The 26,436-nt window shown below is 67.2% G+C and carries 27 protein-coding genes; 8 read left to right on the top strand and 19 right to left on the bottom strand.

Annotated elements, in window-relative coordinates; all coding sequences use genetic code 11:
• The 13 genes from CFB47_RS05880 to CFB47_RS05820 all read right to left on the bottom strand — a co-directional run bounded on the left by CFB47_RS05880 (position 1) and on the right by CFB47_RS05820 (position 11,160).
• On the bottom strand, positions 1 to 1,503 hold the full coding sequence (locus CFB47_RS05880) for a DegQ family serine endoprotease (RefSeq protein WP_089460629.1): 1,503 nt from the start codon (positions 1,501 to 1,503) through the stop codon (positions 1 to 3).
• A 16-nt stretch (positions 1,504 to 1,519) separates the two neighbouring features.
• The gene (locus CFB47_RS05875) at positions 1,520 to 2,572 is read right to left on the bottom strand and encodes a MucB/RseB C-terminal domain-containing protein (protein ID WP_089439548.1); all 1,053 of its coding nucleotides are present in this window, start codon (positions 2,570 to 2,572) and stop codon (positions 1,520 to 1,522) included.
• A gap of 5 nt (positions 2,573 to 2,577) precedes the next feature.
• A complete protein-coding gene (locus CFB47_RS05870) occupies positions 2,578 to 3,183 on the bottom strand; it encodes a sigma-E factor negative regulatory protein (protein WP_089460628.1) in 606 nt (201 codons plus the stop codon).
• Between the two features lie 86 nt (positions 3,184 to 3,269).
• The gene (gene rpoE, locus CFB47_RS05865; RefSeq protein WP_006490873.1) at positions 3,270 to 3,869 is read right to left on the bottom strand and encodes an RNA polymerase sigma factor RpoE; all 600 of its coding nucleotides are present in this window, start codon (positions 3,867 to 3,869) and stop codon (positions 3,270 to 3,272) included.
• Positions 3,870 to 3,960: 91 nt separating this feature from the next.
• Positions 3,961 to 4,425 carry a hypothetical protein gene (locus CFB47_RS05860; RefSeq protein WP_089439546.1) on the bottom strand — a complete coding sequence of 155 codons (465 nt, stop codon included), beginning with the start codon at positions 4,423 to 4,425 and terminating at the stop codon, positions 3,961 to 3,963.
• Between the two features lie 12 nt (positions 4,426 to 4,437).
• Positions 4,438 to 5,670 carry a beta-ketoacyl-ACP synthase II gene (fabF, locus tag CFB47_RS05855; protein WP_089439545.1) on the bottom strand — a complete coding sequence of 411 codons (1,233 nt, stop codon included), beginning with the start codon at positions 5,668 to 5,670 and terminating at the stop codon, positions 4,438 to 4,440.
• Positions 5,671 to 5,834: 164 nt separating this feature from the next.
• Positions 5,835 to 6,074, bottom strand: coding sequence for an acyl carrier protein (acpP, locus tag CFB47_RS05850; RefSeq protein WP_004197638.1), 240 nt, complete (start codon positions 6,072 to 6,074; stop codon positions 5,835 to 5,837).
• 144 nt (positions 6,075 to 6,218) lie between these two features.
• Positions 6,219 to 6,968, bottom strand: a complete 750-nt coding sequence (gene fabG / locus CFB47_RS05845) for a 3-oxoacyl-ACP reductase FabG (protein ID WP_006476504.1) — start codon at positions 6,966 to 6,968, stop codon at positions 6,219 to 6,221.
• 36 nt (positions 6,969 to 7,004) lie between these two features.
• Positions 7,005 to 7,937: an ACP S-malonyltransferase gene (gene fabD, locus CFB47_RS05840; RefSeq protein ID WP_059695440.1), complete on the bottom strand. Its 933-nt coding sequence runs from the start codon at positions 7,935 to 7,937 to the stop codon at positions 7,005 to 7,007.
• Between the two features lie 83 nt (positions 7,938 to 8,020).
• Positions 8,021 to 9,010, bottom strand: coding sequence for a beta-ketoacyl-ACP synthase III (locus tag CFB47_RS05835; RefSeq protein ID WP_027788011.1), 990 nt, complete (start codon positions 9,008 to 9,010; stop codon positions 8,021 to 8,023).
• The gene (gene plsX, locus CFB47_RS05830; protein WP_089439543.1) at positions 9,011 to 10,117 is read right to left on the bottom strand and encodes a phosphate acyltransferase PlsX; all 1,107 of its coding nucleotides are present in this window, start codon (positions 10,115 to 10,117) and stop codon (positions 9,011 to 9,013) included.
• Positions 10,118 to 10,246: 129 nt separating this feature from the next.
• Positions 10,247 to 10,426 carry a 50S ribosomal protein L32 gene (gene rpmF / locus CFB47_RS05825; RefSeq protein ID WP_006051932.1) on the bottom strand — a complete coding sequence of 60 codons (180 nt, stop codon included), beginning with the start codon at positions 10,424 to 10,426 and terminating at the stop codon, positions 10,247 to 10,249.
• 98 nt (positions 10,427 to 10,524) lie between these two features.
• Positions 10,525 to 11,160, bottom strand: coding sequence for a DUF177 domain-containing protein (locus CFB47_RS05820; protein ID WP_089460627.1), 636 nt, complete (start codon positions 11,158 to 11,160; stop codon positions 10,525 to 10,527).
• Between the two features lie 230 nt (positions 11,161 to 11,390).
• Between CFB47_RS05820 and CFB47_RS05815 the strand changes: the two genes are divergently transcribed.
• Together CFB47_RS05815 and CFB47_RS05810 are read left to right on the top strand one after the other, a co-directional pair.
• Positions 11,391 to 12,023: a Maf-like protein gene (locus CFB47_RS05815; RefSeq protein WP_089460626.1), complete on the top strand. Its 633-nt coding sequence runs from the start codon at positions 11,391 to 11,393 to the stop codon at positions 12,021 to 12,023.
• Entirely contained in the window at positions 12,020 to 12,742 is a 723-nt protein-coding gene (locus CFB47_RS05810) for an SAM-dependent methyltransferase (protein WP_089455834.1), read from the top strand. The genes CFB47_RS05815 and CFB47_RS05810 overlap by 4 nt, the downstream gene beginning before the upstream one ends.
• A gap of 63 nt (positions 12,743 to 12,805) precedes the next feature.
• Here CFB47_RS05810 and CFB47_RS05805 read toward each other — a convergent pair whose 3' ends face one another.
• From CFB47_RS05805 to CFB47_RS05790, 4 genes are read right to left on the bottom strand one after another with little or no spacing between them, the layout of a single operon-like run.
• Positions 12,806 to 13,798: a S49 family peptidase gene (locus tag CFB47_RS05805; protein WP_089460625.1), complete on the bottom strand. Its 993-nt coding sequence runs from the start codon at positions 13,796 to 13,798 to the stop codon at positions 12,806 to 12,808.
• Between the two features lie 12 nt (positions 13,799 to 13,810).
• Positions 13,811 to 14,212, bottom strand: coding sequence for a Rieske 2Fe-2S domain-containing protein (locus CFB47_RS05800; RefSeq protein ID WP_089455833.1), 402 nt, complete (start codon positions 14,210 to 14,212; stop codon positions 13,811 to 13,813).
• Positions 14,209 to 14,868, bottom strand: a complete 660-nt coding sequence (locus tag CFB47_RS05795; RefSeq protein WP_089439537.1) for an HAD-IA family hydrolase — start codon at positions 14,866 to 14,868, stop codon at positions 14,209 to 14,211. Before CFB47_RS05795 ends, CFB47_RS05800 begins: the two co-directional genes overlap by 4 nt.
• Before the next feature lie 5 nt (positions 14,869 to 14,873).
• Positions 14,874 to 15,878, bottom strand: a complete 1,005-nt coding sequence (locus CFB47_RS05790) for an RluA family pseudouridine synthase (RefSeq protein ID WP_039348433.1) — start codon at positions 15,876 to 15,878, stop codon at positions 14,874 to 14,876.
• Between the two features lie 725 nt (positions 15,879 to 16,603).
• Here CFB47_RS05790 and CFB47_RS05780 point away from each other — a divergent pair.
• From CFB47_RS05780 to CFB47_RS05755, 6 genes are all read left to right on the top strand, one after another.
• Positions 16,604 to 19,744 (top strand): Rne/Rng family ribonuclease, encoded by a 3,141-nt coding sequence (locus CFB47_RS05780; protein ID WP_089460624.1) that lies wholly within the window; start codon positions 16,604 to 16,606, stop codon positions 19,742 to 19,744.
• 131 nt (positions 19,745 to 19,875) lie between these two features.
• On the top strand, positions 19,876 to 20,988 hold the full coding sequence (moaA, locus tag CFB47_RS05775) for a GTP 3',8-cyclase MoaA (RefSeq protein WP_089424839.1): 1,113 nt from the start codon (positions 19,876 to 19,878) through the stop codon (positions 20,986 to 20,988).
• Between the two features lie 28 nt (positions 20,989 to 21,016).
• The gene (gene mobA / locus CFB47_RS05770) at positions 21,017 to 21,634 is read left to right on the top strand and encodes a molybdenum cofactor guanylyltransferase MobA (RefSeq protein WP_089460623.1); all 618 of its coding nucleotides are present in this window, start codon (positions 21,017 to 21,019) and stop codon (positions 21,632 to 21,634) included.
• 105 nt (positions 21,635 to 21,739) lie between these two features.
• Positions 21,740 to 23,038 carry a gephyrin-like molybdotransferase Glp gene (gene glp, locus CFB47_RS05765; protein ID WP_089460622.1) on the top strand — a complete coding sequence of 433 codons (1,299 nt, stop codon included), beginning with the start codon at positions 21,740 to 21,742 and terminating at the stop codon, positions 23,036 to 23,038.
• 39 nt (positions 23,039 to 23,077) lie between these two features.
• A complete protein-coding gene (locus tag CFB47_RS05760; protein ID WP_006401288.1) occupies positions 23,078 to 23,353 on the top strand; it encodes a hypothetical protein in 276 nt (91 codons plus the stop codon).
• The gene (locus CFB47_RS05755; protein ID WP_089460621.1) at positions 23,350 to 23,835 is read left to right on the top strand and encodes a GNAT family N-acetyltransferase; all 486 of its coding nucleotides are present in this window, start codon (positions 23,350 to 23,352) and stop codon (positions 23,833 to 23,835) included. The genes CFB47_RS05760 and CFB47_RS05755 overlap by 4 nt, the downstream gene beginning before the upstream one ends.
• Positions 23,836 to 23,925: 90 nt before the next feature.
• Here the strand turns inward: CFB47_RS05755 and rmuC are convergent, their stop codons facing one another.
• Complete coding sequence (gene rmuC, locus CFB47_RS05750) at positions 23,926 to 25,404, bottom strand: DNA recombination protein RmuC (RefSeq protein ID WP_089460620.1); 1,479 nt, start codon at positions 25,402 to 25,404, stop codon at positions 23,926 to 23,928.
• Positions 25,401 to 26,390: a D-glycerate dehydrogenase gene (locus CFB47_RS05745; protein ID WP_043183100.1), complete on the bottom strand. Its 990-nt coding sequence runs from the start codon at positions 26,388 to 26,390 to the stop codon at positions 25,401 to 25,403. Before CFB47_RS05745 ends, rmuC begins: the two co-directional genes overlap by 4 nt.
• Between the last annotated feature and the right edge of the window lie 46 nt (positions 26,391 to 26,436).

Here is a 26,436-nt window from a genome sequence, read left to right as displayed (position 1 = left end):
TTACTTCTGGCGCGGCCGCACGGGCACGAACTGCGTGTTGTCGCCACGCCGCACCAGCACCGCGACCGCCTTTTGCGGATCGAGCTGCGCGGTCACGTCGGCGAACTGCTTCGCGTTCGTGATGTCGGTGTCGCCGACGCGCAGCACGATGTCGCCGCGCTGCAGCCCCGCCCGGGCGGCCGGGCCGTCGACGCCGTCGATCTGCACGCCGTTCTTCAGCTTCAGCGTCTTCATCTGCTCCGCCGTCAGGTCGCTGACCGTCAGACCGAGCGAATTGGTCTGGCGCGGCTTCTGCGGCGCATTCTTGCGCTGCTCGGCCTTTGCGGTCGTTTCGGCCGGCGTTTCCGCGATCGTGATCGGCAGATCGCGTGCCTGACCCTTGCGCCATACGCTGACCGTCGCCTTCGTACCGGGCTTCGTGTCACCGACCATGCGCGGCAGATCCGACGCCGCATCGACCGAACGGCCATTGAACTTCAGGATGATGTCGCCCGGCTGGATGCCCGCCTTGTCGGCCGGGCCACCCGGCTCGACGCTGCTGACGAGCGCGCCCTCGGCCTTCGGCAACCCGATCGAATCGGCCACGTCCTTCGTCACCTCGCCGATCGCCACCGCGATCCGGCCGCGCGTGACCTTGCCCGTCGCCTTCAGCTGGTCGGCCACGCGCATCGCCTCGTCGATCGGAATCGCGAACGAGATGCCCATGAAGCCGCCGGTACGGCTGTAGATCTGCGAGTTGATGCCGATCACCTCGCCCTGCATGTTGATCAGCGGGCCGCCCGAGTTGCCGGGGTTCACGGCGACGTCGGTCTGGATGAACGGCAGGTAGTCGCCCGTATTGCGGCTCTTCGAGCTGACGATGCCGGCCGTGACCGTGTTGTCGAGGCCGAACGGCGAACCGATCGCGACGACCCACTCGCCGACGCGCACCTTGTTCGAATCGCCGATCGCGACGACCGGCAGGTTCGACGCCTGGATCTTGACGACCGCGACGTCCGTGCGATCGTCGACGCCGATCAGCTTCGCCTTGAATTCGCGCTTGTCGGTCAGCGTCACGTAGATGGTGTCCGCGTCGTCGACGACGTGCGCATTGGTCATCACGTAGCCGTCGGCCGACACGATGAAGCCCGAGCCGACGCCGCGATTCTGCTCGGTGTCGGGCGGATTGTCCGGCGTCGGCGCGTTCTTCGGATTGCCGCCGCCATTGCCGCTACCGTTGCCCGGCGCCTGCGGCAGCGGAATGCCGAAGAAGCGGCGGAAGAATTCCGACATGTCGCCGTTGTCGAAGCCCGGCGGGAGCATGCCGCGCGGGCCGCTGCTCGTCGGCACGTTGGCGGTGGTCCGAATGTTCACGACGGCCGGCCCGACCTTTTCGACCAGGTCGGCGAAGTCGGGCAGACTGGCAGCGGGAGCCGTCACCGCAAATGCGGTATGCGGCACGAGCGGCAGGCAGGCAGACAGCGCCGCCGCTGCGAGCCATTTGCGCAGCGTGAGTTTCATCATGTCGGAAGCCGTAGCGTTACTTGGAAGCCTTGTATTCTATGGCAGACGCGAACTGCTGCAACGTAGCCGGCGGCACTTCTCCGAGTACGGTGATCCAGTAGTCGCCGCGGCGCTTCACGAGAACGTTCGTTGCACCGGTGCTGCCCGCGCCTTCCTTGCGCGTATTCTTTTCGGCCGGCTCGATGAAAACCGAGATCGTCGCGAGACCGTCGGTGAAGACGGCCTGATCGACCGGGATCGGCGGCTCGCCCGCGTCGCGCGCGGCCATCGGCCGGCGCACTTCACGAATCTTCTGGAAACCGGCCACGCTCGGGGCGAGCTGCCAGCCCTGCGCTTCCATGTCGACCGTCGCGACCGGCGGCCGCACGACCGTCCAGCCGCTCAGGTTGCGCATGCCGGCCGCGATCGCGGCCTTGTCGCCGCTTGCACCGCCCGTCTGCAGTTGCGAGAACGCGATCTGCTCGAGCACATGATCGTTCGCATCGAGCGTCTGCGAGCGCAGCAGCAGCCCCGTGCGCGCGTCGGCCCACAGCTTGTACGTGAAGCGGTACGCATCCTTCGGCACGAGTTCGACGACCTGCGCGTCGATCCCTGCCACGCGGTCCTTGCCGAGCAACTTCGCGTCGTAGACGGACATCACATGCTCGCCGCTCGCACCGAGCAGCGCGGGGAACGAGTCGCGCGTCTGACGGCGCTCGACCACGCACAGCTTGCGCTCGGGCACGAACGTGTACAGCTCGTCGTTATGTCGCAGCAGCTTGCGCGGCTTGCCGTCGAGCGTCTCGATGCGCTCGAACTCGCCGTCGCGGGACGCGACGTGCGCGATGCGCGACGACTGCACATACCCGCCGCGCTGGTAGACGAACGTGCCTTCGTAGCTCTGCTGCTGCGCCGCTTGCTGGACGCGGTCGAGCCAGTCGGCGGCACCCTTGCGGGTCGCGACGGGATCGTCCGGTTGCTGGGCGCTGGCAGGAAGGGATTGAACGGACAACAGGGCGGCTGCGCAAAGCAGGAGGGCCGGCAGCCGCTTCCATCCGGAGATGGCGTGATTCAACTGCAATGTCCGCATCGGGTTTATTGGCCTGGCGTGGTGGTCACGGCAGCGCGGATCAGCGGCATCGAACCCGTGACGACGGGCTGCTGCGCGAATTGCTGGTGCGCTTCAAGATATTGGTCGAGGCTGGCGTCGCGGATGATGTTGACGTCCTGCAGGCCCGGCTGGGCCGATGCCTGCGCAACCGTCACGCGCTGCAGGTTGCCGCCTTGCGGCGCACCGGCCGATGCGACCTGGACCCCGGCCGTCTGCATTTGCGGGACGACGATCCACGTCAGCGTGGCCGCCGCGGCAGCGACCGCGAACGCGGGCACGACGCGCCGGCGCAGCGACAGCAGCTTGCGCGCGACGGGTGCGGCCGCCGGCGCGAGCAGGTGCGGCTCGCTTTCGAGCGCAGCCGACATGCGCGCGGTGAACGCAACGCTCAGCGCAGGCGACAGCGCGAGCTCGTCCGAGCGCAGCGCATCGCCGATCAGGTGGTAATGGGCCCACGCAGCGCGATCCGCGCGGTTGAGCTCAGCCAGAAACTGCCCGTTGTCCGGGCCCTCGAACATTTCGCCGTCGACCAGCGCGGAAAGGCGCTCGCCGCGCGAGCACGCCTGCGACTGCGTATTGACCGACCCCATGATGCTCCCCATCTTGCACACCCCGTCGTGACTTCACGACTCTAACCGTAACTAGACCCCGACCCGCGTCGCTCCGCCTGTCGCGCTTACCAGCGCTTGCCTTCGGGCGTATCGAGCAGCGGACGCAATTTGGCAGCGATTGCCTCGCGTGCGCGGAAGATCCGCGACCGAACCGTCCCGATCGGACAGCCCATCATTTCCGCGATCTCTTCGTAGCTCAGGCCCTCGATCTCGCGCAACGTAATTGCCTGGCGCAGTTCTTCGGGCAGCAGAGCCATGGCAGCGTTGACCGTCTCGGCAATCTGCTTGCTCATCAACATCGACTCAGGCGTGTTGATATCCCTTAGTTGGTCTGCGTCGGAGAAAGTTTCCGCTTCCTCCGCATCGGCCTCCGTCGAGGTCGGCGCCCGGCGGCCTTGCGTCGCAAGGTAGTTCTTCGCCGTGTTGACGGCAATTCGGTACAACCACGTATAGAACGCCGACTCGCCGCGGAATTGCGGCAGCGCACGATACGCCTTGATGAACGCGTCCTGGGCCACATCCTCGACCTCGGCGGGATCCCGCACGAGGCGCGAAATCAGCCGAATGATCTTGCGGTGGTATTTGGAGACCAGGAGTTCGAACGCTGCCTTGTCGCCCTTCTGTACGCGCTCGACCAGAGCCTGATCGATTTCTTTTTCACTCACCTGACAAATCCGTTAACTAGGGATGCAACGCGGAGCGCTATTGTAGCGTTCCCGCGCCGGCCGCTGGTTACGGTAGGTAACCGTGCCGCCGTCAAACCCGCCCCGCCGCGCCCGCCGTTCTCGCCAGCACGGACAGCGCGCTGAACGATGCGGCGTCGAGCGCATCGGCCGGAATCAGCAGCGGCCGGGCCCGCCGGGCGCCCTGCCCGACCGACAGCACCAGCAGCAGGCTGCTCCAGTGCGCATGCCCCGTCACGCGGCCGCGGGCCAGCAGGCGCCCGGTGCGGCCAAACGCCGCGACTTCCCCGAATGCGTCGATCTGCAACTCGGCCGGCAGCCGGCGGCCACAGGCCCGCGCAGCGCACACGGCCAGCAGCGCGGCCGTCACGGCCGACACGCCTGCGCCGGCGGCCGCGCCCGCGCGCGGCGCCCAGAACAGGTAGGCCGACGCGGTAGCCGACGCGACGAACACGGCCAGCACGAAATACGACACGGCCGAGGCCCGCAACGCAAAGCGTTGCGGGCGCCCGGCCGGAGCATCGAATGGACTCGTCAAGCGATTGCGGCGTCAGACGCGCTTGAACACCAGCGTGCCGTTGGTACCGCCGAAGCCGAAGTTGTTCTTCACGGCAACGTCGATCTTCATGTCACGCGCGGTGTTCGCGCAGTAGTCGAGATCGCACTCCGGGTCCTGGTTGAAGATGTTGATGGTCGGCGGCGACACGTTGTTGTGCAGCGCCAGCACCGTGAACACCGATTCGAGGCCGCCCGCGCCGCCCAGCAGGTGGCCCGTCATCGACTTCGTCGAGTTCACGACGATCTTGTACGCATGCTCGCCGAAGGCCGCCTTCACCGCGTCGGACTCGTTCTTGTCGCCCAGCGGCGTCGACGTGCCGTGCGCGTTCAGGTACTGGACCTCGTCCGCGTTCACGCCGGCGTCGCGCAGTGCCGCGACCATGCAGCGGCGCGGGCCGTCCATGTTCGGCGCGGTCATGTGGTACGCGTCGCCCGTCATGCCGAAGCCCGAGACTTCCGCGTAGATCTTCGCGCCGCGCGCCTTCGCCGCTTCGTACTCCTCGAGCACCATCACGCCGGCACCCTCGCCCAGCACGAAGCCGTCGCGGTCCTTGTCCCACGGACGGGATGCGCTGGCCGGATCGTCGTTGCGGGTCGACAGCGCACGCGCTGCCGCGAAACCGCCGATGCCGAGCGGCGACACGGTCGATTCGGCGCCGCCCGCAACCATCACGTCGGCGTCGCCGGCCTGGATCAGGCGCGCTGCGAGGCCGATGCTGTGCAGGCCGGTCGTGCAGGCCGTCACGGCCGCGAGGTTCGGGCCCTTCAGGCCGAACATGATGCTCAGGTGGCCCGAGATCATGTTGATGATCGAACCCGGCACGAAGAACGGCGAAATCCGGCGCGCGCCGCGATCGACGTAGGTCTGGTGGGTATCTTCGATCATCGGCAGGCCGCCGATGCCGGAGCCGACCAGCACGCCGATGCGTTCCGCATTGGCTTCGTTCACTTCCAGCCCGCTGTCCTTGATGGCCTGGACGCCGGCGGCGATGCCGTAATGGATGAACGTATCCATGTTCCGGGCTTCCTTCGCCGGGATGTACTCCTCGGCGCTGAAACCCTTCACTTCGCCCGCGAAATGGCAGGCGAGGTTCGACGCATCGAACTTCGTGACGGTGGCGATACCGGACTTGCCGGCGACGAGATTGGCCCAGCCGTCGGCAACATTATTGCCAACAGGCGAAATCAGCCCCAGGCCTGTAACAACAACACGACGGCGGCTCACGGTAACCTCTTTTCCATTATTGGATGACAAAAACAAAAGCCACAGTGGCCACAGGAACCAGCCCTGCGAGCCCTGTGGCTGTTAGTCCGTCCGGCGCGAAGCCGGCAGGATGGCGCGTCAATCGCGAAGATCGCGGCGACGAGGCGGACAAGCGCGAAAGGCGCTTACGCCTTGACGTTTGCGCGAGCGTAGTCGATCGCTTGCTGAACGGTCGTGATCTTCTCTGCTTCTTCGTCCGGGATTTCCATGCCGAACTCGTCTTCCAGAGCCATCACCAGTTCGACCGTGTCGAGCGAGTCGGCGCCCAGGTCGTTCACGAACGAAGCTTCGTTCTTGATCTCGGCTTCCGCGACGCCCAGTTGTTCAGCGACGATCTTCTTGACACGTTGTTCGATGTTGTCCATTACCCCTCCGAGGGAAAGTTCAGATTTACAAGTGCGCGCATTTTATCAGGTTTGCTGACGCCAAAACGCGCGTTGGCTTGATGGTCGATCAAGCGCCGATCCGCCTGAAAAACGGGATACGGCGCGGATGGTAAACGAAAATCGTTACGACATGTACATGCCGCCGTTCACGTGCAGCGTCGTACCGGTGATGTAACCGGCTTGCGGCGATGCAAGGAACGCGACGGCATGGGCGATGTCTTCCGGGCTGCCGAGGCGGCCGAGCGGAATCTGGGTCTTGAGCGCGGCCTGCTGTTCTTCCGGCAGCGTCTTCGTCATGTCGGTGTCGATGAAGCCCGGCGCCACGCAGTTCACGGTGATGCCGCGGCTGCCGATTTCACGCGCAAGCGCACGCGTCATGCCCGCCACGCCGGCCTTCGCAGCCGCGTAGTTGACCTGACCCGGGTTGCCGGCCGAGCCGACCACCGACGTGATGTTGATGATGCGGCCACCACGCGCCTTCATCATCGGGCGCAGCACGGCGCGCGACAGGCGGAACACCGACTTCAGGTTGGTGTCGATCACCGCGTCCCAGTCCTCGTCCTTCATGCGCATCGCGAGCTGATCCTGCGTGATGCCCGCGTTGTTGACGAGCACGTTCAGCGCGCCGAATTCCTTCACGGTCGCGTCGATCAGCGCCTCGGCGGCTGCCGCGTCGTTGACGTTCAGCACCGCACCGCGGCCCGTGACGCCCGCTTCCGCGAACGCCGCGGTAATCGCAGCGGCGCCCGATTCGCTCGTCGCCGTGCCGATCACCGTCGCACCCAGGCGCGCGAGCTCGAGCGCGATCGAACGGCCGATGCCGCGCGATGCGCCGGTGACGATCGCAACCTGTTTATCGAGAGTCTTGTCCATGAATCGAATATCCGTCTCTTGAGAAAAGGCGCCGCGTCAGGCGGTCACCAGCTTGAGCGCTTCGTCGAGCGAAGCCGGATCGAATACCGACGCGCCCGTCAGGTTGCCGTCGATGCGCTTCGTCAGGCCGGCGAGCACCTTGCCCGGACCGCATTCGATCACGTGCGTGACGCCCGTGCCGGCGATGTGCTGCACGCACTCGACCCAGCGCACCGGGCCCGCGGCCTGGCGCACCAGTGCATCCTTGATCGCAGCCGGATCGCTGACCACGGCGACGTCGATGTTGTTGACGACCGGAATCTGCGGCGCCTTGACGTCGACGTTCGCAAGATAGTCGCGCAGTTGATCCGATGCCGGCTTGAGCAGCGACGAATGGAACGGCGCCGACACCGGCAGCGGCAGTGCGCGCTTCGCGCCCTTCGCCTTCGCGATCTCGCAGGCCTTTTCGACCGCGGCCTTGTTGCCTGCGATAACGACCTGCGCGGGGGCATTGAAGTTCACCGCTTCGACGACGCCCGCTTCCGCGGCTTCGGCGCAGACCGCGCGCACCGTGTCGTCATCGAGGCCGAGGATCGCGGCCATGCCGCCCTGGCCGACCGGCACGGCCGTCTGCATCGCCTGCGCACGGAAGCGCACGAGCGGCACCGCGTCCTTGAACGCGAGCGCGCCTGCAGCGACGAGCGCCGTGTATTCACCGAGGCTGTGGCCGGCGACGATCGACGGCGCCGGGCCGCCCGCCTGCTGCCACGCGCGGTAGCACGCATAGGCTGCGGTCAGCATCACGGGCTGCGTGTTGGTGGTGAGGTTCAGCTCTTCGGCCGGGCCTTCGGCGATCAGCTTGCCGAGATCCTGATTGAGTGCATCGGACGCTTCCTGGAGCGTCTCGCGCACGACGGCCAGATCGGCGAATGCGTTGAGCATGCCGACCGCCTGCGAGCCCTGCCCCGGAAATACGAATGCAAATTTCATATCGTCCCCAATTGAATCGATTCGGACGGCGCGCGCGAATGGCGCGCCGATGGGATCCGCGCGCAGCCGTCGCGCGCCGCGGATCAGTAGCGGAAGACCGACGCGCCCCAGGTGAAGCCGCCGCCGACGCCTTCGATCAGCACGTGCTGGCCGCGCTGGATGCGACCGTCGCGCACCGCGGTATCGAGCGCCAGCGGGATCGACGCGGCCGACGTGTTGCCGTGCTGGTCGACCGTCACGACCATGCGCTCCTGCGGCAGGCCGAGCTTGCGGCAGGTGCTGGTCATGATGCGGATGTTGGCCTGGTGCGGAATCAGCCAGTCGATCTGCTCGGGCGCGAGATTCGCCTTCGCGAGCGCCTCGATCGCGACCTTCTCGAGCACGTTGACCGCGAGCTTGAACACGGCCTGCCCGTCCATGTACAGGAACGCGCTGCCTTCGATCACGCCGCGATTGACGTTGCCCGGCGTGCAGAGGATGTGCGAATAGCTGCCGTCCGCGTGCAGCGCGCTGCCGAGCACGCCCGGCTCTTCCGACGCGGACAGGATCACCGCGCCCGCGCCGTCGCCGAACAGCACGCAGGTCGTGCGGTCCTTGAAGTCGAGAATGCGCGAGAACGTCTCCGCGCCGACGACGAGCGCCGTGCGGTGCTGGCCGCTGCGGATGAAGCTGTCGGCCGTCGCCATCGCATACGCGAAGCCCGAACACACGGCCTGCACGTCGAATGCCGCGCCGCCGTTCTTGATGCCGAGCTTGTTCTGCAGCAGGCACGCGGTGCTCGGAAACACGAAATCGGGGGTCGAAGTCGCGACGATGATCAGGTCGATCGACTGCGGATCGATGCCGGCGGCTTCGATCGCGCGACGCGACGCCTCGAGCGCGAGATCGCTGGTCGTGACGTCGGGTGCGGCGAAATGGCGCGCATGGATACCCGTGCGCGCAACGATCCATTCATCGCTCGTCTCGATGCCTTCCTTCGCAAGGCGATCGGTCAACTGCTGGTTCGTGACGCGGTCAGGCGGCAGGTAGCTGCCCGTGCCGAGCACGCGGGAATAGAGAGTCGATTGGGCCATTTATGCTTTAGAGGATTGCGCAGCGGGAGGTTCGGCGTGATGGCCTGCGGCGGGGCTTGCATGGCCCGCACCGCCCGCGTCGTGCTCGCCTTCGCCGAGCGACACTGAATTATCCGCCATCGCGCGCGTGAGGCGCTCCAGCACGCCGTTTTTGACGGCATCATACCCGCGTTTGATCGCCCACTCAAACGCGTAGGCATCGGCCGAACCGTGGCTCTTGATCACGAGGCTTTTCAGCCCCAGCAGCGCCGCGCCATTGTACTGGCGGTGGTCGACGCGCTTCTTGAAACGCATCAGGACAGGCAGTGCAAGCAGCGCCATCAGCTTCGACATCAGCGAACGACCGAACTCCTCGCGGATGATGTCCGACAGCATCTGCGCGAGCCCCTCGGACGTCTTCAGCGCGACGTTGCCGACGAAGCCGTCGCACACGATCACGTCGACCGTGCCCTTGTAGATGTCGTTGCCTTCGACGTTACCGCGGAAATTGAGCGTGCTGGCGCGCAGCAGTTCGCCTGCGCGCTTGATCGTCTCGTTGCCCTTGATCACCTCTTCGCCGATGTTCAGCAGGCCGATCGTCGGACGCTCCTTGCCTTCGAGCGCCGCCACGAGTGCGTGCCCCATTTCCGCGAACTGCAGCAGGTGCTGCGGCTCGCAGTCGACGTTCGCGCCGAGGTCCAGCATCATCGTGTAGCCGGTCGGGTTCGGCAGTGCGAACGCGATCGCGGGCCGCTCGATGCCGGGCAGCGTCTTGAGTACGTAACGGGAAACGGCCATCAGCGCGCCGGTATTGCCGGCGGAGATGCAGGCCTGCGCCGCGCCTTCCTTGACGTGGTTGAGTGCGACGCGCATCGAAGAATCCTTCTTCTTGCGCAGCGCCACTTCGACAGGGTCGTCCATCGCCACGACTTCGGTGGCGGGAACGATGGTCAGCGCGGGATCGTCGAGGGCTTTCAGCTTTTTCAGCTGAGCGCGGATCGCGCTTTCGATGCCGACGAGCATCAGGTGCGCATCGGGATGCGCGCGGACGAACTTGACTGCCGCGGGAACGGTCACGGACGGGCCGTGGTCGCCTCCCATGCAATCGATTGTGAGCTTTACGGTCATGGAATGCGACGAATTTCAGGCACAAAAAAGCGGCAGTTGAATGCCGCCTTTTTGTTGAGCCAGGAAAGTGTCAAGCGAACCAGTTGTCACGCGAACGGCAAGCGTAGCGCGCAACGCGTGACTTGACGCTTAGTCGTTCTTCGTCTTGACGACTTTCTTGCCGCGGTAGTAGCCGTTCGGGCTGACGTGGTGACGCAGATGCACTTCACCCGTGCTCGGCTCGACTGCCAGCGGCGCTGCCGTCAGGAAATCGTGCGAACGATGCATGCCGCGCTTCGACGGCGACTTCTTGTTTTGCTGGACTGCCATGACTAACTCCTAAATAATTTTCCGGATTCTAACACAGCCCGATCCGGCGCTTAACTACCCTGGCCCAAAGCCTTTACGCCTTCCCGCGCCACAACTGCTTAGTGTTTCTTGGTGCCGTCACCGTCCTTCTTCAGCGCTTCCAGCGCTGCGAACGGATTCGGCCGTTTGCCTTCGTCCCCGGCTTCGTCGGACTCTTCGTCCGCCTCTGCCGCGGGACCGCTCGCACCCGACACGAGGCTTTCGTGAACTGCCGGGCAAACCTCGTGCTTGGGCACGAGCGGCAACGAAAGCAGCAATTCCTCTTCGATCAAGTCGACGAGATCGAACTGGCGTGAGCCCACGATCACATCGGCTTCATCGTCGTCGAGCGGAAATTCTTCAGCTTCTTCTTCGGTCGCGACGACCCGGTACGTCATGTCGACGTCGAACGCCTGGTCGTACGGGGTCATGCAGCGCTGGCACGTGAGCCACGCATCGCCGTGCACCGCAAGGCGCAGATACGGCTGCTGCCCATCGGCGCCGTCGTCCTGCAACTCCTTCTGGGTGAACCCTTCCGCCTGCCATGTGAAGACCGTGTCGCGATCTGGCGCGTCCGCAGGCACTTCGTTTAACATGCGCGGCAGTTGCGAGAGGCGCACCGCACCCGCTGCCTGCCGCCCGCTGCGGGCGAACTCGAACAGGTCGATTGCATGCGGATCAAGCGCCGCAGCCGGTTTGCCAGAAGAAGTGTTCATATGCGCTCCTGCCTACAGGCTGACTTGCGAATCCGGCTTGGTACCGCTCGCGTACGGCTCATCCACGGATGACGTACTTTACTTCCGAAGACCCGACAGGCGCCACCACAACGGAAGCCTGCCGACGAAAAGCGGGAAAGCATACCTGTTTTACCTTTTGCGGTCAATCACTTAAGCTTGCGTCCGCGCAACGCCGCCCAACACCTGACGACTCACCGATCCAACCGACCATGCCGGATACCGTTTGCCGCCCGCCGCGGCTGATTCTTGCCTCCAGTTCACGCTACCGCCGCGCGCTCCTCGAGCGCCTCGGCATCCCCTTCGACGTCGTGTCGCCCGACCTCGACGAAACCCCGCACGACGGCGAAACGCCGGCCGCGACCGCCCTGCGGCTCGCCGGCGCGAAAGCGCGCGCCGTCGCCGCGACGATCGACGCTCCCGACGGCGTGCTCGTGATCGGGTCGGATCAGGTCGCGACCTTCGACGGGCTCCAGATCGGCAAGCCCGGCACCCATGAGCGCGCGCTCGCGCAACTCGTGTCGATGCAGGGCCGCGAAGTCGAATTCCACAGCGCGCTGTGCCTGTACGACAGCCGGACGGGCGAAGCGCAGGTCGAGGACGTCGTCACGCACGTGCGTTTCCGCTCGCTGCCCGAGGCCGAACTCGATGCGTACCTGCGCGCCGAAACGCCGTACGACGTCGCCGGCAGCGCGAAGTCCGAAGGGCTCGGCATCGCGCTGCTCGACGCGATCGACTCGAACGATCCGACCGCGCTCGTCGGCCTGCCGCTGATCGCGCTCACGCGCATGCTGCGCGCCGCCGACTATCCGTTGTTTGCAACCACCCGTGGAGACCGCGCATGACCGCCGGCACGCTTTACCTCGTCCCGAACACGCTCGGCGAAGGCGACGAATCGATGCTCGCAGCGGTCCTGCCCGCGGCCGTGCAGGCGCGCGCCGGCACGCTCGGCTACTACATCGGCGAGAACGCGAAGACGACGCGTGCATTTCTGAAGAAGATCGGCACGACGCGCCCGATCCAGGAAATCGAGATCAGCGAACTGAACGTCAACACGCCGGCCGGCGCCATCGATCGCCTCCTCGCGCCCATACTGGCCGGTGCGGACGCCGGCCTCGTGTCCGAAGCCGGCTGCCCGGCCGTCGCCGATCCCGGTGCGTTGCTGGTGCGCCGCGCGCACGAGCGCGGCGTGAAGGTGGTGCCGCTCGTCGGGCCGAGTTCGATCCTGCTTGCGCTGATGGCATCGGGCCTGAACGGCCAGAGCTTCGCGTTCAACGGCTACCTGCCGGTCGACGCGGCCGCGCGCGCCAAACGCCTCCGCGAACTCGAACAACTGTCACGCAAGGCGCGCCAGACGCAGATCTTCATCGAAACGCCGTACCGGAATCAGGCGATGCTCGACACGCTCGTCGCGACCTGCGCACCGTCGACGCAGATCTGCGTCGCGGCCGACCTGACCCTCGCGACCGAGACGATCGCGAGCCGTACCGTCGCGGACTGGAAAAAGGCGCCTGCGCCGAATCTGCACAAGCGCCCTGCGATCTTCCTGCTGCTGGCGAACTGAACGCGGCAGGCGATCCGCCAGAGCCAGATGAACGGCGGGCCATCGCGGCCCGCCTGCCTCCGGTCAGCGCAGGCTGACCGACGCGCCGCCGGCCGTCAGCGCCTTCATCGCGGCGCCGCCGACGGCCGCGCCGAACTTGCGCGCGACGCGGTTCGTCAGGCTTTCCTTCACCGTATAGTCGACGAGATCCGGCGCCTTCAGCACGTCGCGCGCGACCGTGTCGGTCGTGCCGTAACCATCCGCCAGCCCGAGCTCGACGCTCTTTTCGCCGGTCCAGAACAGCCCCGAGAACATGTCGGGCGTCTCGTGCAGCCGCTTGCCGCGGCCATCCTTCACGGCCTTGATGAACTGCGCGTGCACCTGGTCGAGCAATGCCTGCGCATGCGCGTCCATCTTCGGCGTTTCCGGCGAGAACGGGTCGTAGAAGCCCTTGTTTTCACCCGACGTATGCAGGCGCCGCTCGACGCCGAGCTTGCCCATCAGCCCGGTAAAGCCGAACCCGTCCATCAGCACGCCGATCGACCCGACGATGCTCGCCTTGTCGACGAAGATCTTGTCGGCCGCGGACGCGATGTAATAGCCGCCCGATGCGCACATGTCGGTCACGACGACATACAACGGTTTATCCGGATGCTTCGCGCGCAGCCGGCGGATCTCGTCGTAGACCATCCCGGCCTGCACCGGACTGCCGCCCGGGCTGTTGATCCGCAGCACGACACCGACCGTGCCGTCGTCGTCGAACGCGGCGTCGAGCGCCGTGTTGATGTCGTCGGCGTTTGCATTGACGCCGGCCGCGATCTCGCCGTCGATCGTCACGAGCGCCGTATGCCGCCCGCTCGACGAGAACTTCGAATCGCTCGAGAAATCGATCAGCGCGAACGCGAACAGCACGAATACGGCGAGGAACGCGAAGCGGAAGAAGATCTTCCAGCGCCGCGCCGCGCGCTGCTCCTTGACGGCCGCGAGCGCGATCCTCTCGAGCGCGGCACGCTCCCAGTTCGGTTCACGGCTTTCGGGACGGGAGGAAGAATCCGGGGAATTCGGTTGGTCGGCCATGCAGGATTGTCGTTAGTCGGTCGTGGCGGGAACGGCGGGACGCAGGTCGGCGTCGGGCACCCAGAATACCGCACGCCCGTCGGACGTGTCGCGCTCGTCGACCTCGACCGGCCGCAGGCGGCCGCCGCGGCACGGGCCGCCGACGCACTTGCCGGTGTTCGGCTCGTAGATCGCGCCATGCGTCGCGCACATCAGGTAGAGGCCCGACGATTCGAAGAACTGCCCTTCGGCCCAGTCGAGCTCCATCGGCACATGCGCGCAGCGATTCAGGTAACCGTATGCCTGGCCCTCGTAGCGCACGAAGAACACGACGGCCTGCTCGCCGCGCAGCGTCGCATCGACGCGCACGCCGGCGCCGCCGTCTGCCAGCGCCTCCGATGCGCACACGCGCACGGCATCCGGCGCCGCGCTCATGCGTGCTCCCGCAGCCACGCGGCCAGCGCGCCGACGTCCGGCGCGACGAAGCGCGGCGCGAGCGCGGCCAGTGCGTCGGCCGTGTGCGCGCCATACGCGACGCCGACGCCGGCGGCCCCGGCACTCGCGGCCATCTGCAGGTCGTGGGTCGTGTCGCCGATCATCACGGTGCGCGCCAGGTCCTGCCCCAGTTCCCGGGACAGTTCGTGCAGCATCGCCGGATGCGGTTTCGAGAAGGTTTCGTCGGCGCAGCGCGTCGCATCGAACAGGCTCGTCAGCTTCGACTGGTCGAGCACGCGGTTCAACCCGACCCGACCCTTGCCGGTTGCAACGGCGAGCAGATAGCCCGTGTCGCGCAGCTCGGCGAGCAGTTCGCGCACGCCGGCGAACAATTCGATGCGCTGGTCGTCGAGCAGATAGTGATAGCGGTAGCGCTCGGCGAGCCGCGAATAGTCGGACGGATCGAGGGTCGGAGCCGTAATCTGCAGCGCATCGCGCAAGCCGAGGCCGATCACGTAGCGTGACGCCTCGTCGGACGGCGTGGGCAAGCCGAGATCGCGGCATGCGGCCTGGATGCTGTGCGCGATGTGCGCAGTCGAATCCATCAGCGTGCCGTCCCAGTCGAAGACGATCAGGTCAAATTGCTGTCGAGCCATGCGGTTCAGGCGGTATCGCGCAGTGCGCTGAGTTGATCGAGGAAGCGCCGGCATTCGTCCGGCAGCGGCGCATCGAACTGCAGTGCCTCGCCGGTCAGCGGGTGGGCGAGCCGCAACCGGTAAGCATGCAGGAACATCCGTTTCAACGACGGCTGCGCATTCGCGCGCGCCAGCGCCTTGTTCAGTGCGAAATCGCCATACTTGGCGTCGCCGGCGATCGGCAGGCCGAGATGCGCGAGGTGCACCCGGATCTGATGGGTCCGACCCGTTTTGAGTTCCGCTTCGAGAAGCGCGTACTCGGGCCACAGGTCGACGAGGTTGAACACCGTATGCGACGGCAGCCCGTCGTCCTGCACCCGCACGCGGCGCTCCCCTTCCGGGGTCGAATACTTGAACAGCGGCGCCTTCACCGCGCGGCGACGCCCCCAGTCCGACTGCCATTCACCATGGACGCACGCGAAATAGCGCTTGTCCATCTTGTTCTCGCGAATCTGTTCGTGCAGGCCCACCAGCGCCGTGCGCTTCTTCGCGAGCATCAGGATCCCGGACGTCTCGCGGTCGAGCCGGTGCACGAGTTCGAGGAATTTCGCGCGCGGGCGCGCCTGGCGCATCTGCTCGATCACGCCGAACGCGACGCCGCTGCCGCCGTGGACCGCCACCCCGGCCGGCTTGTTGATGACGAGCATCGCGTCGTCCTCGAACAGCACGTCGAAGTGCGCGGGCGGCACGATGGTGGCTTCGGCACGCGCGAGGTCGGCGGCGGCCACGCGCACGGGCGGCACGCGGACGATGTCGCCGAACGCGAGCCGGTACTGCGCATCAACCCGGCCCTTATTCACGCGCACTTCGCCGCTGCGCAGGATCCGGTAAATATGGCTTTTCGGCACGCCTTTACAGACGCGCAACAGGAAGTTGTCGATACGCTGACCGGCCGAGTTTTCGTCGATCTCGATCATCGATACCTGGCCGCTTGCGACCGAATTCTGGGATATTTTGCCTAACTCGTTCATACTGAATATAATTTTGCCCAGCCTGACGTTGCGGGCGGCCTCACCGGCCGACCCGGATCAACCGGGCAAGGCGCAAGCGCAAACCGTTATTTTACTTGCGCCGGGGGTCTGCTGCTCGCCCCTAATCAAAGAGATGCAGCAAGTTGCACGCACGGCGCCGCCCGTCGGCAAGGATCGCGCCCACAGGCGGATTCGGTCGGCAAGGCGCCGCGGTAACGGAAAGTTGGTTGAAAAGAATTTGATCGGCAGCCCGACGGCGCGAAGTGCGTCCGCGCAGGCTGCCGGTTGCGAAAATTACGGCGTTGCGCCCGATTTGGCTCCGCGAAGCGTGCGGAGCCTGGCGACGTCAAACCAGGGAAGTACACCCCAGGCGGGAAAGTCGGGCTGGATTCGATACTCCCCGCTGCGGCCCGAGCCGCAGCATCTGCCGCCCGTTGGCACGCGCGTCGCACGACGACGCGCCCCGCGGCAGTGCCCGGCCTCAGGCTTAGCGCGCTTTGACAGCGTGCGGTGTGTGGACGCCGTGCTTTGAAGCCGTGTTCGCAGGTGCCCTATGGCCGCCGGCCCCGTCTTTCGGGCCCAAGCGCCTCTTCAGGCAATTCTCCCCGCCATCGTTCCCGCTCCAGCGTGCTCGTGACAACACAACAAGGCGCGGCCTGCCGTCGTTCCCGCCCTCGCGACTGACAACCGCGAGGCGCCGCCAGCAGAGCCGCCTGGAGTCGTTCATGAAACGCATGCTGTTCAATGCGACGCAGCAGGAGGAGCTGCGCGTCGCCATCGTCGATGGGCAGAAGCTCATCGACATCGACATCGAGACAGCCGGGCGCGAACAGCGCAAAGGCAATATCTACAAAGGTGTCATCACCCGTATCGAGCCGTCGCTCGAAGCGTGCTTCGTCAACTACGGCGAAGACCGCCACGGCTTCCTGCCGTTCAAGGAAGTCGCCCGCCAGTACTTCAAGGAAGGCATCGACATGCGCTCCGCGCGCATCCAGGATGCCCTGCGCGAAGGCCAGGAACTGATCGTCCAGGTCGAGAAGGAAGAGCGCGGCAACAAGGGCGCTGCCCTCACCACGTTCATCTCGCTCGCCGGCCGCTACCTGGTGCTGATGCCGAACAATCCGCGCGGTGGTGGCGTGTCGCGCCGGATCGAAGGCGACGAGCGTCAGGAACTGCGTGAGACGATGGCGCAACTGCAGATCCCGGACGGCATGAGCATGATCGCCCGTACCGCGGGCATCGGCCGCAGCGCCGAGGAACTGCAGTGGGACCTGAACTACCTGCTGCAACTGTGGCGCGCGATCGAAGCGGCGTCGCAAAGCGGCAACCCCGGCCAGCCGATGCTGATCTATCTGGAATCGAGCCTCGTGATCCGCGCGATCCGGGACTATTTCCAGCCCGACATCGGCGAAATCCTGATCGACACGAACGAAATCCACGATCAGGCCCGCGCATTCATGGACATCGTGATGCCGGACAACGTCGCGAAGGTGAAGCGCTACCACGACGACGTGCCGCTGTTCTCCCGCTTCCAGATCGAACACCAGATCGAAACCGCGTACTCGCGCACGGTGCCGCTGCCGTCGGGCGGCGCGATCGTGATCGACCACACCGAAGCGCTCGTCGCGATCGACGTGAACTCGGCGCGGGCGACCAAGGGCGCGGACATCGAGGAAACGGCGACCCGCACGAACCTTGAAGCGGCCGACGAAGTCGCCCGCCAGCTCCGCCTGCGCGACCTCGGCGGCCTGATCGTGATCGATTTCATCGACATGGAATCGGCGAAGAGCCAGCGCGAAGTCGAGCAGCGCCTGAAAGACGCGCTCAAGCATGACCGCGCGCGCGTCCAGATGGGCAAGATCTCCCGCTTCGGCCTGATGGAACTGTCGCGCCAGCGCCTGCGTCCGGCCCTGTCGGAAGGCAGCCACGTGACCTGCCCGCGTTGTAACGGCACCGGTCACATCCGCGATACCGAATCGTCCGCGCTGCAGGTCCTGCGGATCATTCAGGAAGAAGCGATGAAGGAAAACACCGCGGCGATCCACTGCCAGGTGCCGGTCGAGGTGACCGCCTTCCTGCTCAACGAAAAGCGTCAGGAAATCAACAAGATCGAGTCGCGCTTCAAGGTCGGCATCGTGCTGATCCCGAACAAGCACCTCGATACGCCGCACTACAAGCTCGAGCGCCTGCGCCACGACGATGCACGTCTCGACGACCCGCGCGCGTCCTGGAAGATGGCCGAGGAAGCCGCCCGCGAACTCGAGTCGGAAACCGGCTACAGCAAGCGCGCGGCGGAAGTGAAGCCGAAGCAGGAAGCCGCGGTCAAGGGCATCACGCCCGAGCGTCCGGCCCCGAGCCCGGCCCCGCAGCGCCCGGTCGAACCCGTTGCCGCGCCCGCGCCTGTCGCGCCGGCTACCGGCGGCTTCATCGGCTGGCTGAAGGGTCTGTTCGGCGTCTCGCCGGCGCCCGCACCCGCACCGGTTGCTCCGGCCCCGGCGAAGGAGCAGGCAGCCCGTCCGGCTCGCGGCGAACGCGCCGAGAAGTCCGAGCAACGCGGCGAACGCGGCGGCGATCGCAACCGCAACCGTCGCGGCGGCGCCCAGCAGGCACAAGGCGGCCGCGACCAGGTCGCGGCAGGCCGTGGCCAGTCGCAACGCCAGGAGCGCGAAGCCAAGGAAGTGCGCGAACCGCGTGAGGGTCGTGAGCCGCGTGAAGGCCGCGAACCGCGCGAGGGTCGTGAACCGCGTGAAGGTCGCGAGAACCGCGAAGGTCGCGAGGGCCGTAGCCCGCGCGAAGGCCGCGAGCCGCGTGAAAGCCGTGAGCCGCGCGAACCGCGTGAGAACCGCGAACCGCGCGAGCGTGTCGAGCAGCCGGAAGGCGTCGAAGCAGCCGGTCGTGGCGAACGCCAGGAACGTCGCGAGCGCGGCGAGCGCCGCAAGCCGACGCAGCATGCGGCCACGCTGGAAACCGTGACCCGTGGCGAAACCCATCCGGAACCGGAAGCCGACAAGGCCGTCACGGAAGCCCTGCCCGGCGCCGAGCTGGCAGCCGATGCGGAAGCCGGCGCGCGTGATGGCGAGGAGCGTCGCCGCCGCCGTCGCGGCCGCCGCGGCGGTCGTCGCGAGCGCGAGGAAGACGGTGCAGTCGTCGACCACGCCGAGCCAGGCGCAGAAGGCGAAGTGACGGTGCAAGCCGTGACGCCGGAAGCACCGGCTGCTGCCGAACCGGCCCACCCGGCCGCACCGGCAGTCGTCGTGGCAGCCGCCGCGGCAAGCGCAGTCGTCGCCGAAGCCGTGGTCGAGCACCATGCCGAACCGGCAGCACCGGCCGCTGTCGAGCCGCAGCCGGCACCGGTACACGTCGAAGCAGCGCCGGTCGAAGCAGCAGTGGCCGCCCAGGCAGCAGAACCGGCACCGGCCGCACCGGCCGTCGATACGGAAGCCGGTCCGGCTCCGGTCGCGGTCTCGCCGACCGACGCGTTCGAAGTGCCGGCAGCACCTGCCGCCGTCGAGGCGCCGCAGCCGGCCCCCGTCGAGCAAGCCGCACCGGCCGTGACGACCGAAGCCGCTCCGGTGGCTGGGGAGCCGGCCCATGTCGAAGCCGCGCCGGTCGAGGCCGTCGCCGCACCGGCACCGGCCCCGACTCCGGCCTCCGCCCAACCGGCAGCCGCGCCCGCTTCGGCGAGCCTGGATACCGTGCTGGAGCAGGCTGGTCTCGTCTGGGTGAACACGGACGCCGACAAGTTCGCCGCTGCGCAGGAAGCCGCGTCGCGCCTCCCGCGTCCGGCTCGCGTGCCGCGCGAACGCAAGGCGCTGCCGCCGGTCGATACGGCCCCGATGCAGCAGGTCGAAACGACGCAACACTGATCGACGCATCGTCCGACCAGGAAAAGCCCGCCTCCGGCGGGCTTTTTCATGTCCGCGCTGCGGGTTTCCGCCCACCGGACCCGTCCGCCGCTTACGGCTAAAATAGAGGTCTGGTTCGCACTTCTTTCAACATGTCCCGACGCATCATTCCTCTCGCCGACGTCAGCGGGATGCCGGACGTCTCCGGCGTCGCGCACGCCCCGGACGGCACGCTGGCCGACACGTTCGCCAGGCCGCTGCGCGACCTGCGCATTTCGGTGACGGATCGCTGCAACTTCCGCTGCGTGTATTGCATGCCGCGCGCCGTCTTCGACAAGGACTACCCGTTCCTGCCGCACAGCGCGCTGCTCACGCACGAGGAAATCGAACGCGTGGCGCGACTCTTTGTCGCACACGGCGTCGAGAAGATCCGCATCACGGGCGGCGAGCCGCTGCTGCGCAAGAATCTCGAATTCCTGATCGAGCGCCTCGCCCGCCTGACCACGCACGACGGCCGCCCGCTCGACCTGACGCTCACGACCAACGGTTCGCTGCTCGCCCGCAAGGCGCGCGCGCTGAAGGACGCCGGGCTCACGCGCGTGACGGTCAGCCTCGATGCGCTCGACGATACGTTGTTCAAGCGCATGAACGATGCCGAGTTCGCGAGCGCCGACGTGCTCGACGGCATCTTCGCGGCCCAGGCCGTGGGTCTCGCGCCGGTCAAGGTCAACATGGTCGTGAAGCGCGGCACCAACGACAGCGAGATCCTGCCGATGGCCGAGCGTTTCCGCGGCACCGGCGTCATCCTGCGCTTCATCGAATACATGGACGTCGGCACGTCGAACGGCTGGAACATGACCGAGGTGCTGCCATCGGCCGACGTCATCGCACGAATCGCCGAACACTTCCCGCTTGTGCCGCTCGATCCGCACACGGCGGCAGAAACCGCGCAGCGCTGGGGTTATGCGGACGGCGGCGGCGAGATCGGCGTGATTTCCAGCGTCACGCAGGCCTTCTGCGGCGACTGCACGCGCGCGCGGCTGTCGACTGAAGGCAAGCTGTACCTGTGCCTGTTCGCGTCGACCGGCCACGACCTGCGCGCGCTCGTGCGCGGCGGCGCGAGCGATGCCGAGATCGCGACCGCGATCGCCCGCATCTGGCAGGCCCGCACCGACCGTTATTCGCAGCTGCGCGGCAGCGCGTCGGCCGACGCCGTGCCCGACGGCGCCGGCAAGCGGGTCGAGATGTCGTATATCGGCGGCTGACGCACGCTGCCCATCCCACCCGCTTACCATGCCCGCTTCCGCCTCTCCCTCGATCGCCGGCCTGCTGCTCGCAGGGGGACGTGCCACACGCATGGACGGCGTCGACAAGGGCCTGCAGTTGCTCGACGGTACGCCGCTCGCGCTGCACGTGCTGCGCCGGCTCTCGCCGCAGGTCGACGAGACGCTGATCAGCGCGAATCGCCATGCCGATCGCTACGCCGAACTCGGTGCGCCATTCGACGCGCGCATCGTCGCGGACGAAACACCCGACTTCCCCGGCCCGCTCGCGGGCCTGCTTGCCGGCATGCGGGCGGCACGCGCGCCGCTCGTCGCGTGCTCGCCATGCGATACACCCTATCTGCCGGCCGACCTTGTCGCACGGTTGCAGGCGGCGCTCGACGCGCGGCAGGCCGACATCGCCATGGCGGTGACCGTCGACGCGCAACACGTGCGCTCGCCGCAGCCGACGTTCGCGCTGCTGCGCACGTCGCTGGCCGACGATCTCGCCGCCCGGCTCGCCGCCGGCGACCGCAAGGTGCGTGCGTGGTACGCACGCCACAAGACGGTCGAAGTCGAGTTTCACGACGGGCGTGCGTTTTACAATGCCAACTCCTGGCAGGAACTCGCCGCGCTGGCCCGCCGCTGACGGCATCCGTGCAGTTCCCGCCCGCCGCCCGCGCAACCCGCGCCCAGGCACCCTCCTCGCGCCACCGGCCACGAACCCGATACGCCTTGCGGCGCAGTCCGACTGATGATCACGCAATCCTCGCCCGCCCCCCGAACCGCACCCGATTCCGATGGCCCGCTGTCGCTCGCCGACGCGCAGGCGCTCGCGTGCCGCTTCGCGGTGCCGGTCGACGCGTGTGACACGGTGACGCTGCGCGATGCACTCGACCGCGTGCTCGCGGCCGACGTGAACGCCCCGTTCGACATTCCCGCGTACGACAACTCGGCGATGGACGGCTATGCGTTCGACGGCAGTATGGGCACGCACGCATCGCCGCAAGCGGAGGTCACGCTGGCGGTCACCGGCACCGCGCTCGCCGGCCATCCGTTCGACGGCACCGCGGCGGCCGGATCATGCGTGCGCATCATGACGGGCGCGTCGATGCCGGCAGGCTGCGACACGGTGATTCCGCAGGAACGCGTACGCGTCGACGGCGACACGATCTACTTCGCCGCCCACGACATCGCGCGCGGCGCGAACTGCCGCAAGGCCGGCGAGGATCTCGCGCGCGGCGCGTGCGCACTTGCCGCCGGCCGCATCCTGCGGCCGTCCGATCTCGGCCTGCTCGCGTCGTTCGGCATTACCGACGTTTCGGTGCGCCGGCGCGTGCGCGTCGCCGTGTTCTCCACCGGCGACGAACTGCGCGAGCCCGGCGAGCCGCTCAGCCCTGGCGCACTGTATGACAGCAACCGCGGGATGCTGATCGCGATGCTCGAAAGGCTGCATGTCGACGCGGTCGATCTCGGGATCGTCCGTGACGACCCGGCCGCGCTCGAAGCCGCCTTGCGCAGCGCGGTCGCCGCGCAGGCCGACGCGGTGATCACGTCGGGGGGCGTATCGGTCGGCGAAGCCGACTTCACGCGCGACGTCATGGCACGGCTCGGCGACGTGACGTTCGCCAGCCTCGCGCTGCGCCCAGGCCGGCCGCTCGCGTGCGGCACGCTCGCTGGGGCCGCCGACGGCGCCGGTCACACGCTGTTCTTCGGGCTGCCCGGCAATCCGGTCGCGTCTGCCGTGACGTTCTACGCGATCGTGCGCCCCGCGCTGCTGACGCTGGCCGGCGCGCAAGCGCAGCCGCCGGCGATGCATACCGCACTCAGCACGCAAGCGCTGAAGACCCGCCCGGGCCGCACCGACTACCTGCGCGGCATCGCGACGCGCGCCGCCGACGGCCGCTGGCACGTCGCGCCGGCCGGCTCGCAGAGTTCCGCGTCGCTGAGCGGCCTTTCGGCCGCCAACTGTTTCATCGTCCTGGGCCACGATACCGCGGCAGTCGACGCGGGCACCCCGGTCGACATCCTGCCGCTCGACGGCCTGATCTGAATTCCACTATCGGTATATCTCTACGGGGGCAATCCGCACATGAAGAAACAAATTTCGTCGATCGCCGCGGGGCAGACCGCAAAAGCGCTGATCCTCGTCTACCTGACGTTCAGCGTCCCGATCGTGCTGCTCGGCATTCTCGTCGCCTACGTCCGCTACGGGATGGTCGAACTGAGCACGATCCTGAGCGCGCTGCTGCTGAACGCCATCCTCGGCTTCGTGCTGCTGTGGATCGCATGCCACGCGTACAACTGGGTCGCATCGCGCTTCGGCGGCATCGAGATCGTGCTGTCCGACCCGCCGGAAGAAGCGTGAGCGGCGCACCGCTGATCCGCGCGGCCCACGCAGGCGACGTCGGCGCGATCCTCGCGCTGATGCGCGAACTGGCCGAGTTCGAGAAGCTCGCGCACCTGTTCGTCGCGACCGAGGCCGATCTCGCCGACGCGCTGTTCGGCGAGCACCCCTCCGCCGAGGCAAGGGTGGCCGAGCACGACGGCGCGATCGTCGCGTATGCGCTGTTCTTCCACAATTATTCGACGTTCCTCGGCCGTCGCGGCCTCTATCTCGAGGACCTGTACGTGCAGCCGTCGCAGCGCGGCACGGGCCTCGGCACCGCGATGCTGCGCCACCTCGCCGCCCTGGCCGTCGAGCGCCGTTGCGGACGCTTCGAATGGTCGGTCCTCGACTGGAACCAGCCGGCGATCGATTTCTACGAAAAGATGGGCGCAACCGTGCTGCCCGACTGGCGCATCGTTCGTGTCACGGGCGACGCACTGGATACGCTCGCCGGGCATTGACGGCGAGCCGGCCACGCCGGCCATCGCGTCAAAAGAAAACGGGCGCCGCGGCGCCCGTTTTTGCTTTCCGGCCGATGTCGGCCATGTGCGTCATGCATCGTCCGCATCGGCACCGTCGGCCCCTTCCGCACCCAGCAGCCCTGCCGCCGTATCGCCCGGCAGCGCCTCGACCTGCTTCAGCTTGCGGTTCATCACGCGCGTGCGCTGCTCGGCGGCCTCGATCGAGCGCGTGACCGTTTCGAGCTGCAACTTCGTGCGCGCGAGCACGTCGCCGAACTTGCCGAACTCCGTCTTCACCGCCCCGAGCACCTGCCACACCTCGCTCGACCGCTGCTCGATCGCGAGCGTACGGAAACCCATCTGCAGGCTGTTCAACAGTGCGGTGAGCGTCGTCGGGCCGGCGACCGTCACGCGATAGTCGCGCTGCAGCAGGTCGGTCAGCCCCGGACGACGCAGGATCTCCGCATAGAGCCCCTCGGTCGGCAGGAACAGCAGCGCGAAATCGGTCGTGTGCGGCGGCGCCACATACTTCTCGGCGATCGTGCGCGCCTCCAGCCGCACGCGTGCCTCGAGCGCGCGAGCCGCTTCCTCGACCGCCACCGCATCGGCACGCTCCTGCGCGTCGATCAGTCGCTCGTAGTCCTCGCGCGGGAATTTCGCGTCGATCGGCAGCCACACGGGCGGCGCGTCACGCGTGCCGGCCTCGCGCCCCGGTAGCCGGATTGCGAACTCGACGCGTTCGCTGCTCTTCGGCACCGTCGCGACGTTCTTCGCGTACTGCTCGGGCGTCAGCATCTGTTCGAGCAGCGCCTCGAGCTGCACTTCGCCCCAGGTGCCGCGCGTCTTCACGTTGGTCAGCACCTTCTTCAGGTCGCCAACGCCTGCCGCGAGCGTCTGCATCTCGCCGAGCCCGCGATGCACCTGCTCGAGCCGGTCCGACACGAGCTTGAACGATTCGCCGAGCCGCTGCTCGAGCGTCGCGTGCAGTTTCTCGTCGACGGTGCGGCGCATCTCCTCGAGCTTCGCCGCGTTGTTCGTCTCGATTTCCTTCAGCCGCTGCTCGAGCGTCGCGCGCACCTCGCCGATCCGGCGGTCGTTCGCTTCGGTCAGTTGCGTGAGCTGCCGGTTCAACGTGTCGCCGAACAGCCTGAGCGCGCCCGTCTGCTCCTCGCGCGCCTGCTGCGCCTGGCGCTGCACGCTTTCGCGCATCGCGTCGAACTGCTGCGCATTGCCGGCGACGAGCTTGCCGAGCTGCTGGGCAAACCCCTCGATCTGGTTGTTCTGCACAGTGGCCACGCTCGTCAGTTGCGCGGCGAGCGTCTGCTGAAGCTGCGCGAAGCTGCCGGCCAGCTCGGTGCGCGAACCGCGCGCGTTCTCGACGATCTCGCCGCGCAATTCGCGTTCGAGCCGCTCGACTGCGCGCGCCTGCGCATGCGCGGCGTCCTCGATCTGGTCGCCGAGTATCGCCGCATCGTCGTGGCGGCCACCGCCACGCACGAGCGCGACGATCGCCACCGCAAGCGCGACGGCCAGCACGACGACCGCCGCAAGCAACAACGTCATCGTCATGCGCGCGGCTTCCCGATCACGTCAGGGTTGATCGGATTCGGCGGCTGCCCCGCGCGCGGCCCCTCGCCCAGCGCGGCGATCAGGTTGTCGGCGGCAAGGTTCGCCATCGCGCGGCGCGTCTTTTCGGTCGCGCTTGCGATATGCGGCGTCAGCACGACGTTCGGCACCTCGAGCAGTGCCGGATGGACCGTCGGCTCGCCCTCGTACACGTCGAGGCCGGCCGCGGCGATCGTCCCGTCGCGCAGCGCGACGGCCAGCGCCGCGTCGTCGACGATCCCGCCGCGCGCGATGTTGGTCAGCGTCGCGGTGGGCTTCATCTTCGCGAGCTCGGCCGCGCCGATCGTGTGATGGTTCTCCTTCGTGTACGGCAGCACGAGCACGACGTGATCGGCGCGGGCAAGCAGCGCGTCCTTCGACACGTATTCGGCATTGAGCTCGGCTTCGATCTCGGGCGCGACCCGCGACCGGTTGTGATAGATCACCTGCATCCCGAAGCCGCGCGCGCGGCGCGCGAGCGCCTGGCCGATGCGCCCCATCCCGATGACGCCGAGCGTCGAGCCGTAGATGTCGCTGCCGAGGAAACCGTCGTACGCCCACTTCTGCCAGTGGCCGGCGCGCAGCCAGTGCTCGGACTCGGCGATCCGGCGGGCCGCGGCCATCATCAGCGCCCAGCCGAAATCGGCGGTCGACTCGTTCAGCACGTCGGGCGTGTTGGTGCCGAGCACGTTTGCCGCGTTGAACGCGGCCATGTCGAAATTGTTGTAGCCGACCGCCATGTTCGCCACGACGCGCAGGCGCGGCGCTGCCGCGAGCTCCGCCGCGCCGACCGGATCGCCGGCCGTCAGCGCGCCGTCCTTGTCGGCCAGACGCGCGGCGAGCGCGTCGGGCGCGAGTGCGTCGCCGTTGTTCCAGTCGACGTCGAAATACTGCTTGAGCCGCTCGATCACGTCCGGAAAGATCGGACGCGCGACCAGGATCTTCTGCATCGCCATCTCCGCATGCCACGGACGGATCGCCGCGCGCCATGCGCCG

Origin of the sequence: Burkholderia sp. AU27893 (assembly GCF_002223205.1) — a bacterium.
Classification (GTDB): Bacteria; Pseudomonadota; Gammaproteobacteria; order Burkholderiales; family Burkholderiaceae; genus Burkholderia.
The sequence above is the reverse complement of the archived record's forward strand: the minus strand, read 5'-3'. Positions and strand labels throughout refer to the sequence as shown.